This is a genomic window from Nonomuraea sp. NPDC050383, assembly GCF_044459125.1.
Lineage (GTDB): Bacteria > Actinomycetota > Actinomycetes > Streptosporangiales > Streptosporangiaceae > Nonomuraea.
In genome coordinates this window covers 581,988-594,742 of record NZ_JBITIP010000003.1, presented here as the reverse complement: position 1 = coordinate 594,742, position 12,755 = coordinate 581,988, and the positions used below count along the sequence as shown (strand labels likewise).

The window sequence follows — 12,755 nt, the reverse complement described above, 5'->3', positions numbered from 1 at the left end:
CGGGACGGACGGCTCCTCTCCACCAATGCTGGGCCGGCTCGACCACTCCACGCCGACCTGCCGGCGCACGACGCCGAGTGACGCCCGCTGTTCATGACCGCGTCCCGGCCGCAGCGTCGGGCTTGTCCTCGGCTCGTGGCACACCGGCGATCAGGACGAGCGCAGCGACAGCGCCGTAGAGCGGGAGCACGAGCCCAGGCCCCTGCGAACCGTCAGGGCAATAGGGGGAGAAGAACGCGACGGTCGACAGCGCGTAGTAAGCGGCTGTCGCGAGCGCTCCGCCCGCTCCTGCCCAGGCCAGGAGCCGACGCCTCTGGGGCCGTGATCGCCATGCGGCCACGGCCAGCGCCATCAGAGCAAGGGGAAGAAGAGTGGCCATCGCGCCGAAGCCCAGGCCGAGCACATCACGACCGGTGTATCCGTCTTCGGTGTCCAGATGGGCGCAGATGTAGATCTCTGTGTCTACGGGTAACGAAGCCCAGTGGGGAAGGGTGGACAGAAGGATGGCACCCATCCAGCACAACAGCGCGCGGTGCTTCATCGCCTGCATCCCCCAGAAACCCACAACCGCTCACCCTCCGGGCGGACCTCGGGACGGGGAGATGCAGTGCTCCGGCCGTAAGTCTCGACCGTCGGACGAGATACGACCTTAGTCACTTTCCAAAAGATCAAAAGGCCATCGCGGGACTTCACGGCCCGCGCCGCCGCGCCGGAAGCCTGCTTGCCTTCGAGTGCGCTCGAATGTCTATCTTCGGCGTCATGACTACGACAAACGGGACCAAGACCTGGATCATCACCGGTGCGAGCTCCGGGCTCGGCCTGGCGTTGGCCGAGGCGGCGCTGGCCGCGGGCGAGCAGGTGCTCGGCACGGCGCGGGGGGTCGGCCGGTTCGACGCGCTCCGGGCTCAGTACGGTGACCGGCTGCTGCCGGTCGAGCACGACGTGCGCGACACGGACGCGGCCGCGGCGGTCGTACAGCGCGCGCTCGACGCATTCGGACACGTCGACGTACTCGTCAACAATGCCGGAGCCGGGCAGGTGGGCGCCGCGGAGGAGGTCACGGACGCGCAGTTGCGCGACATGCTCGAGCAGCACCTCTTCGGCCCGGCCGCCTACGTGCGCGCGGTGCTGCCGCACATGCGTGAGCGTCGTTCCGGTGCGATCGTGCAGATGAGCAGTCAGGGTGGGCGGATGTCCTTCCCCGGCGTCGGCAGCTACTCGGCCGGCAAGTTCGCGCTCGAAGGCTGGTCGGAGGCGCTGGCGGGCGAGGTCGCGCCGTTCGGCGTCCGCGTCCTCATCGCCGAGCCCAGCCGCTTCCGCACCGCCTTCAATTCCGCCGAGGTACTCAACACCGCGGACCAGAGCCCGATCTACGACGAGGTGCTCGGCGCCGTCCGCGCGAACATGGCCGAGGCCGACGGCATCCAGGAGGGCGACCCGGCGCGCGCCGCCTCGGTCATCCGCGACATGCTCGACACGCCCGACGCGCCGCTCAGGCTTCCGCTCGGCGCCGAGGCCGTGCGCAACCTCACCCGCAGCTACAGGAACGCGCTCAGCGACGTCGAGAAGTGGGCGGATGTAAGCCAGACGGCCGACTTTCCCGGCATGCCGCCGGCGCTACGCGCGTTCTGAGCTCCGTACCCTGTCGAACATGGCCACCGAAGACCTTGTCGAGCGCATCCTCGCCGCCGGCGACGAACCGTCCGCGTCAGTCATCGATGCGCTGCACGAACTCCTCGACGACACCACGATCGAGGCCTCGGCGGCACCCAAGAGTGTCGCCGAGGCCGCCCGCCTGATCGGCCTGTCTCCCCACACCCTCCGCTACTACGAGCAGGAGGGACTCGTACGGCCGGCACGCAACGCCTCCGGTTACCGCGAATACTCGGCGTTCGACCTGCGCCGCCTCATCTTCCTCACCCGGATGCGGCTGTCGGGAATGACCATGCAGGATCTCAAGCGCTACATCGCCCTCGTCGAGCAGGGCCCGAGCACCATCCCGGAGCGCCGACGCATCATGCTCGACCAGCGCGACCGCATCGTGCGGCAGATCCGCGAGCTCACTCTCGCCCTGGAGACGACCGAATACAAGATCCGCGTCTACGGCGGGCACCCAGAAGGCTGACCGGCGGCCGGGGTGACCGCGCAACAAACCCTGACGAGACTTCTCAGGCGCACCCAGACGAGTAGGTCCGCCGGCCCGCGTTCGGCTCCGTCCGGAAGCTGCTACGCCCGCGGGTCGAGGAAGACCCTGCCGATCGGGCGGTCCTCGACGACCCGGCGCTGCGCCTCGGCGGCCTGCTCCAGCGGGTAGACGCGGTCCGTCGCCGGCCGCAGGGTGCCTTCGGCCAGGTGCCCGAGCAAGGTGACGTAGGTGTCGGCGAGTTCCTGCTGGGTGAACGCGGTGAACAGGAAGCCCTCAAGCCGGGCGGTTTTCCAGATCAGGTCGGTGACGTCGATGGCCGCCTTGGTGCCGGCGGTGTATCCGATGCTGACCACGACCCCGCCCTGGCGCAGCGCGGCGAGCGCCTGACCGGTGAGCTCGCCGCCGAGGCTGTCGAGGACCACGTCCACCCCCGCTCCGTCGGTCAGCCGGGCGACACCCGCGGCCAGGGTTTCGGTCTCGAGGTCGATGACGGCGAGACCGCTGGTCTGCGGGATCGCGGCGAGACGGTCGGCGCCGCGGGAGGTGGAGATGACCCTGGAGGCGCCGAGGATCGGAGCCACCTGCGCTGCGGCCGAGGCCACCGCACCGTACATGCCGGGTGCCAATACGACCTGTCCCGGTTGGACGCGGGTGACCCTGGTGAGCGCCAGCCACGCGGTCAGATATCCGGCGCCGGCCGCCAGGGCCGCGGCGTCATCGTCGCCGACGTGGTCGGGGATGGGCACGAGGTGGTCGGCCGGGACGGCCGCTTCTTCACGCCACATGCCGTCGAGTTTCGTGCCATAGCCCCAGCCGCACAGCAGGACGCGCGTCCCGGGCGCATGTTCGGAGGCGCCGGGGTCAATGACCCGGCCCACAGCGCTGGCACCGGGAACCAGTGGCAGCGGTTTGCGCATCCGCGGGGGCAGCACGCCGTTGCGGACCTTGTCGTCGAGCGGGCTCACCCCGGCACGAATGATCTGGATCAGCACCTCGGCGCCGTCGGGCACCGGCCGCGGCACCTGGTCGATCCGCAGGTTCCCGACGTCGCCGAACTGGTGGAAGCGTACGGCGCGCATCATGCCACCCGCTGCGCGTTGAGCCAGACGGTGCCCGGGTTGACGCGCTCCGGATAGCGCCGGGTCATCTCGTCGAAGAACGTACGGGGAGTCGGCTTGGTGGCGATCACCTTGAGGGCGGTGCGCAGGTATTCGGCAGTCTCGTCGAGGATGCCCGGATCGTCCGGACGAGCGGGATCCTTGTGCCCGGCCACCACCGCTGCCGGCCGCAGGGCGCGCACTGTTTCGATGGCCTGGAGCCAGGCGTCGATGCCGCCGTCGAACCCGCCGTCGGCGAGGTACTGGTGCACGTTGTTGTACGCGACGTCGCCGGCGACGACGAGGCCGAGCGTCGGCACGTGCAGCACAGTGGAGTCGTCGCCGTCACTGTGGCCGACCTCGACCGGATGCAGCCGGTGCCCTTCGAGCACGAGCCCTCCGGCCGGCACCGGTTGGGCGGTCACACGCAGGTCGGGGAGCTGTCCGGGAAACAACGTCTCCCAGAACGACCGGCGCCGCCCGCTGACCGAGGCGTGCATCATCCGGATCGTGCCCTCGGTGGCGACGACCACCGCTCCGGGAAAGCGCTCGACCAGCAGGGACGCGCCGAACCAGTGATCGCCGTGGCCATGGGTGACATAGATGTGGGTCAACCGCTTGCCTGAGCGATCGATCCAGTCGCCGACCTGCCGGGTCTGCTCGACGGTGAACGGCGGGTCGACGAGGACCGCGTCGTTCGTGCCGTGGATGAGGGTCGTCGAAAGCGGCGACCACTGCTGGGGCGCACCGGTGGGAAGCGTCCCGCTCGTGGGGATCTGCCGGGAAACCCACACCTCGTACGATAGCTCGGCGGTTCTGCTCACGTCGGGCATGCTCGCTCCTTGTCGATGAACTACTATCAATAAGTAAGAAGCTATCGAAGAGATAGTTCGATAGGAAGGTGAGTCATGTCACATCGCCGGCTGGACCCGGACGACATCCGGCCGTACTGCCCGTACTACGCCACGGCGATGGACACCCTGAGTCGCCGCTGGGCCGCGACGGTGCTGCGGGCGCTGCTCGGCGGAGCCACGCGGTTCAGCGACATCGCGGCGGCCATTCCCGGCATGACAGACAAGCTGCTGTCGCAGCGCTTGAAGGATCTCGAGGCTGATGGGCTCATCGAGCGGCACGTCCGAAGCACCACTCCGGTACGGGTCGACTACCGGCTGACCGAGAAAGGTGCCGCGCTCGGCGCGGTGCTGCTCGATCTGAACCGGTGGGCGCTGGAGTGGATCACCCTTCCCGCCACGCCCCTTGACGGCCAAGGGTGACGGTAGTACGCCCGGCATCGGCGGGCCCTATGAGCCATCACCCCATTTCAGAGGCACACCCCGCGCTGTTCTGCCGGCCGTGAACGCCGGCCCGACCGAGGCTCGACGATCACTACAGTCCAGTCTCACGACAGTGACAACGCGCACGGTCGAGTACCCAGCCGACGGCCTGACGATGATCGGGCACCTTGCGCTCCCGGCCGGTGTCGACCGCCGGCCCGCGGTCCTGGTCGGGCCCGAGGGGCCAGGGCTCAGCGACGTCGAGCGCCGCCGAGCCGATGCGCTCGCCGAGCTGGGATACGTGGCGCTGGCCTTCGACCTCCACGGTGGGCGCTTGCTCACCGACCCCGAGGAGATGCTGGCCCGTTGCATGCCGCTGCTCGCCGACCCTGACGGAGTGATCCGGCCAGTCCAATACCGGTCGCCACGGCAGGTTTCTGGCGTGCGGTCGGGAGGTAGGGCAACGCGGTGGCCGCCCGACGGCACCAAGGACGACGTATGCGCCGTTTGATCACGCCCGCTGGAGCCGCACAGGCCCCGCAGTGCCAGCCCTGCGCAGGACGCGGGGCGGGCGTCGTTGGACCAGCGGATGATCATCGTGGCTTGGCCCGGAACGCCCGGCGGTAGGCGCCGGGCGTCGTGCCCAGGGTGTTGAGGAAGCGCCTGCGCAGGTTCGTGGCCGAGGAGAGACCCACGCGGTGGGCGATGGCGTCCAACGGGAGGTCGGAGGACTCCAGCAGGTCCTGAGCCGCGGCGATCCGCTGGGCGAGCAGCCACTGCCCGGGGCTGGTGCCGAGCTGGTCGGTGAACCGCCGGGTGAGGGTACGTGTTGAGACGCCCGCATGCGCGGCCATGCTCTCGATGGTCACCGGTTCGCCGAGTCTCTCGGTGATCCACTCCAGCAGCGGCGCGAGCGTGCCGTCGATCTGTGCCGGGTGCGGTGGCGCCGAGTACTGCAACTGCCCGCCCTCGCGGTGGGGCGGCATGACCATGGTCCGTGCGATGTGTGCGGCATACCGGGCGCCTTGGTCGCTGCGGACCAGGTGCATGCACAGGTCGATGCCGGCCCCGGCGCCGGCGCTGGTGGCCACGTCGCCGTGGTCCACGTACAGCACGTCCGGATCGACCCGGATGTGCGGGAAGCGCCCGGCGAGCTGGTCCGCCAGCGCCCAGTGGGTGGTCGCCTCTCGTCCGTCCAGCAGACCGGCGTGCGCCAGCGCGAAGGCGCCGGAGCAGATGCTGACCACCCGAGCTCCACGGGAGTGCGCGCGGCGCAGCGCCCGCACGACCGAGGGCGAGGGTGGTTCCTGTGCGGGCAGCCAGCCAGGGACGATCACGGTGTCGGCCCGGTCGAGCGCGTCCAGCCCGCCGGTCACGAGCATGTCGTAACCCGCGTACGTCGAGACCGGGCCGGGGCGCTCGGTGCACACGCCGAAGGCGTACCGCGTCGGGAGTCCCGCCCGCTCCACCCCGAACACCTGGGCCGCGCAGGCGAGCTCGAACGTCGACTGCGGGGGGCGGACGAGCGCTACCACGCGATGCATGGCTGAAAAGTACCTCACGATGTCTTTCCAGACACTCGGCGGGACGACGGTCGGCCGCCAAGCTGGCCCCATGACGACAGAACACAACACGTCCGGCTATGTGTGGACCGCCGTCCAGGACGCCCCGGTCCGCGAGGTGTTCCCGGGCATCCGTCTGCGCCCGCTGTGGCACGGGGACAACGGCGCGAAGGCGTATGTGCTGGAGATGGACGCGAACACCTGCTGGCAGGGAGTCGACGTCCACGAACCGGGTCCCGAGGAGGTCTTCGTGGTCTCCGGTGTCTTCAACGACGGAGACCGGGACTACCCGGCCGGCTCCTTCATCCACGCCCCCGCAGGTTCCTCCCACGTCCCGCAGACGACGACGGGCTGCACGCTGTTCCTCTTCTATCCGGAAGGGTAGACCTGGCCAATGCAGGCGTCTCACCGCGCGTCCGGCGCGCCTACCACGGAAAGTGATCGCCGTCGCCGAGGCCGGTCGAAGCTTCGATGAGTCAGGCCGGCTACACCCATGGTGACATCTTGCTCCACAAGGGAGGGGCTGAGTTCATCGATCGCCTGGAGCCACTGTGGCTGGCGCTGCACGAGCACCACCGGTCCGTCCAGCCGGGATTCGCGTACTTCTCGGACGAGCGTTCCTGGGAGTTGCGCCGTTCCTGTTATCGGCGTTGGATTCTGGAGGAGGACTCGTTCATCCTGCTTGCCGAACGTCACAGCCGGGCGGTCGCTTACGCCTTCGTGGAGATCCAGTCGGGGCCCGACGACACCTGGGTGACGGGTAGCCGTATGGCGGAGCTTCAGACGCTCTCCGTCGCTCCGGCCGAGCGAGGCAACGGCATCGGCACGCTGCTGTTGGACCAAGTGGACGAGGAGCTGAAACGGCTCGGCATCGGCGATCTGCTCATCGGGACTCTGGCAGCCAACGCCGGTGCCCAGCGCCTCTACAAGCGCAGGGGGCTGCGCCCGGTCCTCGTGCAGTACGCCCGCTTCTCCGCCGACACGGAGAAACACTAGGCTCTCTGGAAGGCTTCGCCTGTCACGCGCCCGCCCCGTAGCCCTTCGGGCGCGGGAGGCGGCCTCCTACAGCGCCACTGCCTTCACACATGGCCCAGGAACAGCCGCCCGGTCGACACGCCTACCAGCAGACGGGATCGCGACGTGCAACTGCCTCCGTTCTTGATCGAGCGCATGTTCGCCGAGCATGAGTTCACGTGCCGGGTGAACCTGACCGGATCAGACACCGAAGGACTGTCGCTGGATGCGCTGTGGGAGGTCGCCCCCGAGGACACGCGTCGGTGGTACGAGTCCCTGACGCTGGGCTACACCGAGTCCCCGGGCCACCCGTTGCTGAGGGAGTTGGCCGCCCGGTCCTCCGGTCTCCCGTCGGGGTCGGCGGTGCAGGTCTTCGCCGGCGCCACCGAGGCGGTGTTCGTCCTCCTCAACGTCATCCTCAGCCCCGGCGACCACGTGGTGGTCATCGGCCCCACGTACCAGCTGCTGATCGACGTACCACGCGCGATCGGGGCGGAGGTGACCGAGATCCGTCTCCGGCGGGAGGACGGTTGGCGCCTGGACGTGGACGAGATCAGGCGCGCCCTGCGGCCGAACACCCGGCTGATCGTGGCGAACTTCCCCCACAACCCCACGGGAGCATTGCCGGAAGCGCCGGTCTTCGAGGAGCTTCTGGGCCTGGTGGACGGCACCGAGACCCTCCTGCTGAGCGACGAGATCTACCGAGGCATCGAACTGGAGCCGCGGCGCCGGCTCCCGTCCGCGGCGGCGCTGAGCTCCAACGCGATCTCGGTCACGGGCGTGTCCAAGGTGCTGGGCATGGCCGGGGTCCGGATCGGCTGGACGGTCACGCAGAACGCAGCGGTGACGGAGCGCCTGCTGGACTACCGCTACTGGACGACGCTGGCCACCAGCGCGCCGAGCGAAGTCCTCGCCATCGCCGGCCTGCAGGCGGCTCCCGCGCTTCTGGATCGCGCCAACGGCCTGGTCCGCGCCAACGCGGCCGCGCTGGCCTCGTTCGTGGAATCCACGCCTGGATGGGACTGGGTGCCCCCGGTCGGCGGGACCTGCGCGTATCCGTGGCTGACGGCGACGGAGGCGCGGGCGTTCTCCGAGTGGCTGGTCGACCGTCACGGTGTGCTGCTGGCTCCTGATGTGATGTTCCAGCATGCTGGACAGCACCTGCGGTTCGGCATGGGCAGGGCCCTGTTCCCCAAGGGGATGGCCACGCTCGTCCGAGCCTGGCCGGAGTGGCAGGGCGCAGGCTCCTGCGTCCTTTGACGCACTCCACAAACGCGGTTTTCGGTGTGCTGCGGCGCTGGTCGTCGCGGGCGGCACGCTGCCCTCGGTGTCGCTGGTCGCGGTGCACTCGGTCAGGGCCGCGGCCGCGGAGATGCCCGCCATGGAAGCCAGAATCCTTGTGGGGCGTACGGCTTGCCCTTCTATGCCCTCATGCGCTGCTATGTCCGGCCTGACACCGGGACGACAGCTACAAGGGATTGCGCCGACCTTCGCCACCCTCTATCTTGGACTAGTCGTTCCAAGATGGGAGATGGCGAGATGCCCGACATCAAGCACTTCGATACTGACGTGGTTCTGGACCAGGTGGTGCACCTGTTCTGGCAGCGCGGGGCCGACACCACCGGCATCGCCGAGATCGTGGAGACGACCGGGCTCAGCCGCTCCAGCCTGTATGCGACCTTCGGCGGCAAAGCGCAGTTGCACGCGGCTGCGCTGGGCCGCTATCTGGAACAGCAGTCACGGCCGGTGTTCGACGCCCTAGCCGCCGACACCCGCGGCGTGCCGGCCATCGCCGCGTTCTTCGAACGGCTGGTGGCGGCCCGGTGCTCGGGCGAGCACGCCCGCTGGGGATGTCTGGTCACCAACACTCATGCGACGACCGGCGGCGATCTTCCCGAGATCCGCGAAATTCTGAACCGCCACCACGACGCACTGCAGGCGGCAATGCGGACCGCGCTGGAGACCGCCCGAGCCGACGGCCAGCTCCGCACCGACCTGGACGTGGATGCGGCCGCCGAGGCACTGGCCCTGCAGGCCTACGCGGTCAACCTGCGCTCGCGAGCCGGCGCCGAGGCGGCCGTCCTGCTGGCGGGCGTGCGTGCCGTACTTGATGGTTTCACCACTACCGAGGAGAGATGATGAGCGGTTTCCGCACCTACGACGAGAGCAATGCCCCCGAGGCAGCCCGGCCGATGCTGGAGGCGGCCAAGAAGCGGATGGGGTTCGTGACCACGCTGAACGGCGTGATGGCCGAGTCGCCGGAACTGCTGGCGGGCTACAACGCGCTGGCCGAGCAGTTCGGCAAGTCGTCACTGTCCCTGGCGGCCAAGCAGGTGGTGCTGATCACTGCCAGCGTGGAGAACGGCTGCGAGTACTGCGTGGCCGCGCACTCCACCCTCGCGCTGCGTGCGCGGGTACCGGCCGAGGTCGTCGAGGCCCTGCGAACGGGCAAGCCCGTCGCCGACGAGGCGCTGGAGGCGGTCCGCCGGCTCACCCGCGCGGTGGTGGCCCAGCGTGGCTGGGTGGACGAGGCCGAGATCGAGGCATTCCTGGCCGCCGGCCACACCCGCCGGAACGTGCTGGACATCGTGCTCGGCGTCGGCATGAAGACGCTGTCGAACTACACCAACCACATCGCCCATACCCCACTCGACCCCGCCTGGCAGGACCAGGAATGGACCCGAGCGCAGGCGGCAGTCTGACAGTTCCCAGGCCGGCCCGGCGTCGTCCCGGCGAACCCGGCGACGCCAGAGCGTCTGAGCTGCTCCAACCATGTGGGGCTACCAGGACTTGAACCCGGGACCTCTCCCTTTTCGAGGCAACCACGGTAGGAGCGGGACAGTGACCAACTCCTGCTCCGACCTGGGAAAACAGTCCGCCGAAATCCACAGCGGTCCGGACTGATCCAGGGCGATTGTCACTCAGTTCGTCACTCACCCGGGACCTTCGCCTGATGGAGTTCCGGCATGTCAATCAACGTGGGAGTGCCGTCCCTCCAGATAATCCCGGAGCTGTCGCCACTGTGTGGGACGGATGTCGAGATCGGACAGGTTCTCCGGCGCCACCCACCGTACGTCGGTCGCACTTGTGACGATAGTACGAATGACGATATATATCGGATATGGCGCTACGCGAGCAGAGCTACCTGATCCTGCTGGCTCTTTCTCAAGGCCCCCTTCACGGATACGGCGTGATCAAAGCGGTGGGAGGGTTGTCCGAAGGACGAGTACAACTTGGTGCGGGCACCCTTTACGGGGCTCTGGATCGACTGGCGGGCGATGGACTGGTGATCGTGGTCAAGGAGGAGGTCGTCTCCGGCCGTCACCGTCGCTACTACGACCTGACCGGCCATGGTCGTCAGATGCTGGCCGAAGAGACCACCCGCTTGGCACGCCTGGCCGCCACCGCTCAGCGACGCCTGAACCTTCAGCCCGGGATGGGGATGTGATGACCCCCGACATCACCTCCGCCTACGAGCGCCGCTGCCAGTTACTGATGCGTCTGGCCTATCCACCTCGTTTCCGAGAATCCCGTGGCGCGGAACTGCTGGGCACGCTGCTAGACCTGGCCGAGCCAGGACAGAGCCGCCCGACCATGCGCGACTGTGTGGACGTGCTCCGCAGTGGGTTCATGCTGCGTTTACGCGAACATCCGCCCGTGTGGTACTGGCTGCCGTACCAGACGTTCGCGTTTCGACTGCCCTGGCGGTATCGCTGGTGGGCTAGAGACGACATTCAAGGCAGGTTCTTCCTGGAGCGGCGATTGGTCTTCGCTGCACTCATATATGGCCTGTACTTTGCGCTGGTCCAGTCGACGCTGCCGTACTGGGTACCGGCGCTGATGTTCGGAGTGGCCTACCTGCTCCTTCTGCCTGCGAAGGCCGATACGAGACGCAAGTGGCTCGCCAGATACGAGTTCCACTCTGATGGCACCTCTTACGTTTATGTTGCGCGCTCACCAGAAGTCCGTCCTGGTAACGAGACTGATGAGCGCCAACCGCTTTAGATCATGAGGGCGACGCTGTCGGAGGGAGGCCCTGCGGGGCGATGTCGGCTACTGGGCCGTCGGCGAGTTCGCGGTGGTAGCCGATCTCGTAGCGGTTGGCGGGGGCTTTGACCTCGGTGGCCTCGATGGGGGCGACCGTTGGAGTGGGCCGTGATGGCGCGGCGGATGATGAGGACGGCCTCGGCGTAGTCCATGCCGAGTGCGGTGCGTTCGTCTCACGCCTTGCCCAGAATGGGCGTGGAGGCGAGTGCCGCTGAGTCCCCGTGACTGCCCGCTGATCGCCGTCCGAACGGGCACGCAACGGGCACGCACCTTCTGATCCGTAAGCCCCCGAACTCCGGCGCTGTCTGGACACGTTCGTTGGACTGGTCAGCAGGGCTCCGGCCGTTCCGACCGGTTCGCCTCAGTTCTTGATCGTCAGCCCAGGTGGCTCTCACCGCGGCAACCCGATCTGGCCTTACTCGCCAGCATAAATGGACATTCACTGGCATTCTGGCGTCCATGTCACACGATGATCTAATCCAGCGCATTCGGCTACGGGCCTGGGATCCCGCACGGCAGCACGACATGGTCTACGTTCCGCTGGACTGGCTCATACGTGAATACGGCGAGGACATCAGTAGCCGCATCCGCCACACGCGGCGGCCGCTCCGTGAAGGTGGCAGCATCACCCAACTCAGCGTCGAGGACCCCACCCCTGATCACCTCATCAAGGCCGCCTTGGAAGCGGGCGCCCCCGAAGCCGTCAAGTACTTCAGGGATGTCCTGCACGAGCCCCCGTACCCACCGATCTCCGAGGCGGACCTGCGTGTCTGCGAGCGACGCATCCGCTGCGAATTGCCCGAGCTCCTACGACGGGTGTACACGGAGGTGAGCAACGGTGGCTTCGGCCCCTCCTACGACCTTCTAGGCCTTCCGCCCGGCGGACACCGGGAGTCCGAGGGCGGCCCTGACGCGCTCGAAATATACGAGAAATACCCGGAGGTAAGCAGTGTGCTCGGGCTCCCGCTCGTGGCCGCTGGGTGCTCCATGTACTGGTACATGTCGCTCACTCAGCCAGGTAACCCCGTATGCCTCTGGGACGCCGACGGGTGGGACTTTCCCGACGAGCAGTCCCCCGAGGTCGGGGTCGTGGCGATCTGCTCGTCGCTAGCAGAGTGGTTCGACCGCTGGGTCGGCGGACGTGACCTGGAAACTTCGTATCCTGAACGCCAGAATCATCGGCGGCATGGTGGCGTCATCAACGGACGCGGCCTGGAAGTCCCGTATCCCGAAGATGACCCATGGTTGGCGGGCAAGTCTGCTGGGCTGCCTGGACGTGGCAGACGAGAAGATCGGGCACACCTCGGCCACTCCACTACCCGGTGAGTCCTGTTCGCGATCATCCCGGAGCCGAGTCCCCGCTGGAGGCAATCTTGTTCGCTTCCGGGATCTCAGGAACGATCGGCTCACCATGACTGACACGTTTGCCGCCGTCTTCATCGCCATCGCCTGGGTTGTGCTCGCGGCCTTGATCCAGAACTCTGGCAAGAAACCCCGGGCTTCGAAACCGGGTAGCGCTCTCGGTTCGATGGCCTACGCAGGGCTTATTGTCGGCGCGGTTCTCCTTGTCTACCTGGTCCTGACGGACGGTTTCCGCTAAGGCGCAGGGGACCTC

General features: G+C 67.8%; 17 protein-coding genes. 13 read left to right on the top strand and 4 right to left on the bottom strand.

Going from position 1 to position 12,755, the window contains the following annotated elements; all coding sequences use genetic code 11:
- Window positions 1–91: 91 nt before the first annotated feature.
- On the bottom strand, window positions 92–565 hold the full coding sequence (locus tag ACIBG4_RS11150; RefSeq protein WP_397201662.1) for a hypothetical protein: 474 nt from the start codon (window positions 563–565) through the stop codon (window positions 92–94).
- Window positions 566–759: 194 nt separating this feature from the next.
- On the opposite strand from ACIBG4_RS11150, the gene ACIBG4_RS11145 reads away from it, so the two are divergent.
- Both ACIBG4_RS11145 and ACIBG4_RS11140 read left to right on the top strand, forming a co-directional pair.
- Entirely contained in the window at window positions 760–1,632 is an 873-nt protein-coding gene (locus tag ACIBG4_RS11145; RefSeq protein ID WP_397201661.1) for an SDR family NAD(P)-dependent oxidoreductase, read from the top strand.
- 19 nt (window positions 1,633–1,651) lie between these two features.
- Window positions 1,652–2,125, top strand: a complete 474-nt coding sequence (locus ACIBG4_RS11140) for a MerR family transcriptional regulator (protein ID WP_397201660.1) — start codon at window positions 1,652–1,654, stop codon at window positions 2,123–2,125.
- Between the two features lie 101 nt (window positions 2,126–2,226).
- Here ACIBG4_RS11140 and ACIBG4_RS11135 read toward each other — a convergent pair whose 3' ends face one another.
- Entirely contained in the window at window positions 2,227–3,228 is a 1,002-nt protein-coding gene (locus ACIBG4_RS11135; RefSeq protein WP_397201659.1) for a zinc-binding alcohol dehydrogenase family protein, read from the bottom strand.
- Window positions 3,225–4,076 (bottom strand): MBL fold metallo-hydrolase, encoded by an 852-nt coding sequence (locus ACIBG4_RS11130; RefSeq protein ID WP_397201658.1) that lies wholly within the window; start codon window positions 4,074–4,076, stop codon window positions 3,225–3,227. The genes ACIBG4_RS11135 and ACIBG4_RS11130 overlap by 4 nt, the downstream gene beginning before the upstream one ends.
- Before the next feature lie 75 nt (window positions 4,077–4,151).
- On the opposite strand from ACIBG4_RS11130, the gene ACIBG4_RS11125 reads away from it, so the two are divergent.
- Window positions 4,152–4,517, top strand: a complete 366-nt coding sequence (locus tag ACIBG4_RS11125; protein WP_397201657.1) for a winged helix-turn-helix transcriptional regulator — start codon at window positions 4,152–4,154, stop codon at window positions 4,515–4,517.
- Window positions 4,518–4,650: 133 nt separating this feature from the next.
- Window positions 4,651–5,028, top strand: a complete 378-nt coding sequence (locus ACIBG4_RS11120) for a dienelactone hydrolase family protein (RefSeq protein ID WP_397201656.1) — start codon at window positions 4,651–4,653, stop codon at window positions 5,026–5,028.
- Window positions 5,029–5,110: 82 nt separating this feature from the next.
- Here the strand turns inward: ACIBG4_RS11120 and ACIBG4_RS11115 are convergent, their stop codons facing one another.
- On the bottom strand, window positions 5,111–6,061 hold the full coding sequence (locus ACIBG4_RS11115) for a GlxA family transcriptional regulator (protein WP_397201655.1): 951 nt from the start codon (window positions 6,059–6,061) through the stop codon (window positions 5,111–5,113).
- A 70-nt stretch (window positions 6,062–6,131) separates the two neighbouring features.
- Between ACIBG4_RS11115 and ACIBG4_RS11110 the strand changes: the two genes are divergently transcribed.
- The 9 genes from ACIBG4_RS11110 to ACIBG4_RS11070 all read left to right on the top strand — a co-directional run bounded on the left by ACIBG4_RS11110 (window position 6,132) and on the right by ACIBG4_RS11070 (window position 12,740).
- Complete coding sequence (locus ACIBG4_RS11110; RefSeq protein WP_397201654.1) at window positions 6,132–6,464, top strand: cupin domain-containing protein; 333 nt, start codon at window positions 6,132–6,134, stop codon at window positions 6,462–6,464.
- A 119-nt stretch (window positions 6,465–6,583) separates the two neighbouring features.
- Entirely contained in the window at window positions 6,584–7,075 is a 492-nt protein-coding gene (locus ACIBG4_RS11105; protein WP_397201653.1) for a GNAT family N-acetyltransferase, read from the top strand.
- Window positions 7,076–7,249: 174 nt separating this feature from the next.
- Window positions 7,250–8,353: an aminotransferase class I/II-fold pyridoxal phosphate-dependent enzyme gene (locus tag ACIBG4_RS11100; protein ID WP_397201652.1), complete on the top strand. Its 1,104-nt coding sequence runs from the start codon at window positions 7,250–7,252 to the stop codon at window positions 8,351–8,353.
- A 279-nt stretch (window positions 8,354–8,632) separates the two neighbouring features.
- On the top strand, window positions 8,633–9,232 hold the full coding sequence (locus ACIBG4_RS11095) for a TetR/AcrR family transcriptional regulator (RefSeq protein ID WP_397201651.1): 600 nt from the start codon (window positions 8,633–8,635) through the stop codon (window positions 9,230–9,232).
- The gene (locus tag ACIBG4_RS11090; protein ID WP_397201650.1) at window positions 9,232–9,795 is read left to right on the top strand and encodes a carboxymuconolactone decarboxylase family protein; all 564 of its coding nucleotides are present in this window, start codon (window positions 9,232–9,234) and stop codon (window positions 9,793–9,795) included. The genes ACIBG4_RS11095 and ACIBG4_RS11090 overlap by 1 nt, the downstream gene beginning before the upstream one ends.
- A 419-nt stretch (window positions 9,796–10,214) precedes the next feature.
- On the top strand, window positions 10,215–10,541 hold the full coding sequence (locus tag ACIBG4_RS11085) for a PadR family transcriptional regulator (RefSeq protein ID WP_397201649.1): 327 nt from the start codon (window positions 10,215–10,217) through the stop codon (window positions 10,539–10,541).
- Window positions 10,541–11,098 carry a hypothetical protein gene (locus ACIBG4_RS11080; protein ID WP_397201648.1) on the top strand — a complete coding sequence of 186 codons (558 nt, stop codon included), beginning with the start codon at window positions 10,541–10,543 and terminating at the stop codon, window positions 11,096–11,098. The genes ACIBG4_RS11085 and ACIBG4_RS11080 overlap by 1 nt, the downstream gene beginning before the upstream one ends.
- A gap of 567 nt (window positions 11,099–11,665) precedes the next feature.
- The gene (locus ACIBG4_RS11075) at window positions 11,666–12,466 is read left to right on the top strand and encodes an SMI1/KNR4 family protein (protein WP_397201647.1); all 801 of its coding nucleotides are present in this window, start codon (window positions 11,666–11,668) and stop codon (window positions 12,464–12,466) included.
- Window positions 12,467–12,551: 85 nt separating this feature from the next.
- On the top strand, window positions 12,552–12,740 hold the full coding sequence (locus ACIBG4_RS11070) for a hypothetical protein (protein WP_397201646.1): 189 nt from the start codon (window positions 12,552–12,554) through the stop codon (window positions 12,738–12,740).
- Window positions 12,741–12,755 lie beyond the last annotated feature (15 nt).

Excerpts from the sequence above, each read along its gene's own strand:
- ACIBG4_RS11145 (WP_397201661.1), top strand. The coding sequence starts at position 760 with ATGACTACGACAAACGGGACCAAGACCTGGATCATCACCGGTGCGAGC.
- ACIBG4_RS11080 (WP_397201648.1), top strand. The coding sequence starts at position 10,541 with ATGACCCCCGACATCACCTCCGCCTACGAGCGCCGCTGCCAGTTACTG.
- ACIBG4_RS11130 (WP_397201658.1), bottom strand. The coding sequence starts at position 4,076 with ATGCCCGACGTGAGCAGAACCGCCGAGCTATCGTACGAGGTGTGGGTT.
- ACIBG4_RS11100 (WP_397201652.1), top strand. The coding sequence starts at position 7,250 with ATGTTCGCCGAGCATGAGTTCACGTGCCGGGTGAACCTGACCGGATCA.
- ACIBG4_RS11095 (WP_397201651.1), top strand. The coding sequence starts at position 8,633 with ATGCCCGACATCAAGCACTTCGATACTGACGTGGTTCTGGACCAGGTG.
- ACIBG4_RS11075 (WP_397201647.1), top strand. The coding sequence starts at position 11,666 with ATGGTCTACGTTCCGCTGGACTGGCTCATACGTGAATACGGCGAGGAC.
- ACIBG4_RS11125 (WP_397201657.1), top strand. The coding sequence starts at position 4,152 with ATGTCACATCGCCGGCTGGACCCGGACGACATCCGGCCGTACTGCCCG.
- ACIBG4_RS11110 (WP_397201654.1), top strand. The coding sequence starts at position 6,132 with ATGACGACAGAACACAACACGTCCGGCTATGTGTGGACCGCCGTCCAG.
- ACIBG4_RS11090 (WP_397201650.1), top strand. The coding sequence starts at position 9,232 with ATGAGCGGTTTCCGCACCTACGACGAGAGCAATGCCCCCGAGGCAGCC.
- ACIBG4_RS11070 (WP_397201646.1), top strand. The coding sequence starts at position 12,552 with ATGACTGACACGTTTGCCGCCGTCTTCATCGCCATCGCCTGGGTTGTG.
- ACIBG4_RS11135 (WP_397201659.1), bottom strand. The coding sequence starts at position 3,228 with ATGATGCGCGCCGTACGCTTCCACCAGTTCGGCGACGTCGGGAACCTG.
- ACIBG4_RS11140 (WP_397201660.1), top strand. The coding sequence starts at position 1,652 with ATGGCCACCGAAGACCTTGTCGAGCGCATCCTCGCCGCCGGCGACGAA.
- ACIBG4_RS11115 (WP_397201655.1), bottom strand. The coding sequence starts at position 6,061 with ATGCATCGCGTGGTAGCGCTCGTCCGCCCCCCGCAGTCGACGTTCGAG.
- ACIBG4_RS11085 (WP_397201649.1), top strand. The coding sequence starts at position 10,215 with ATGGCGCTACGCGAGCAGAGCTACCTGATCCTGCTGGCTCTTTCTCAA.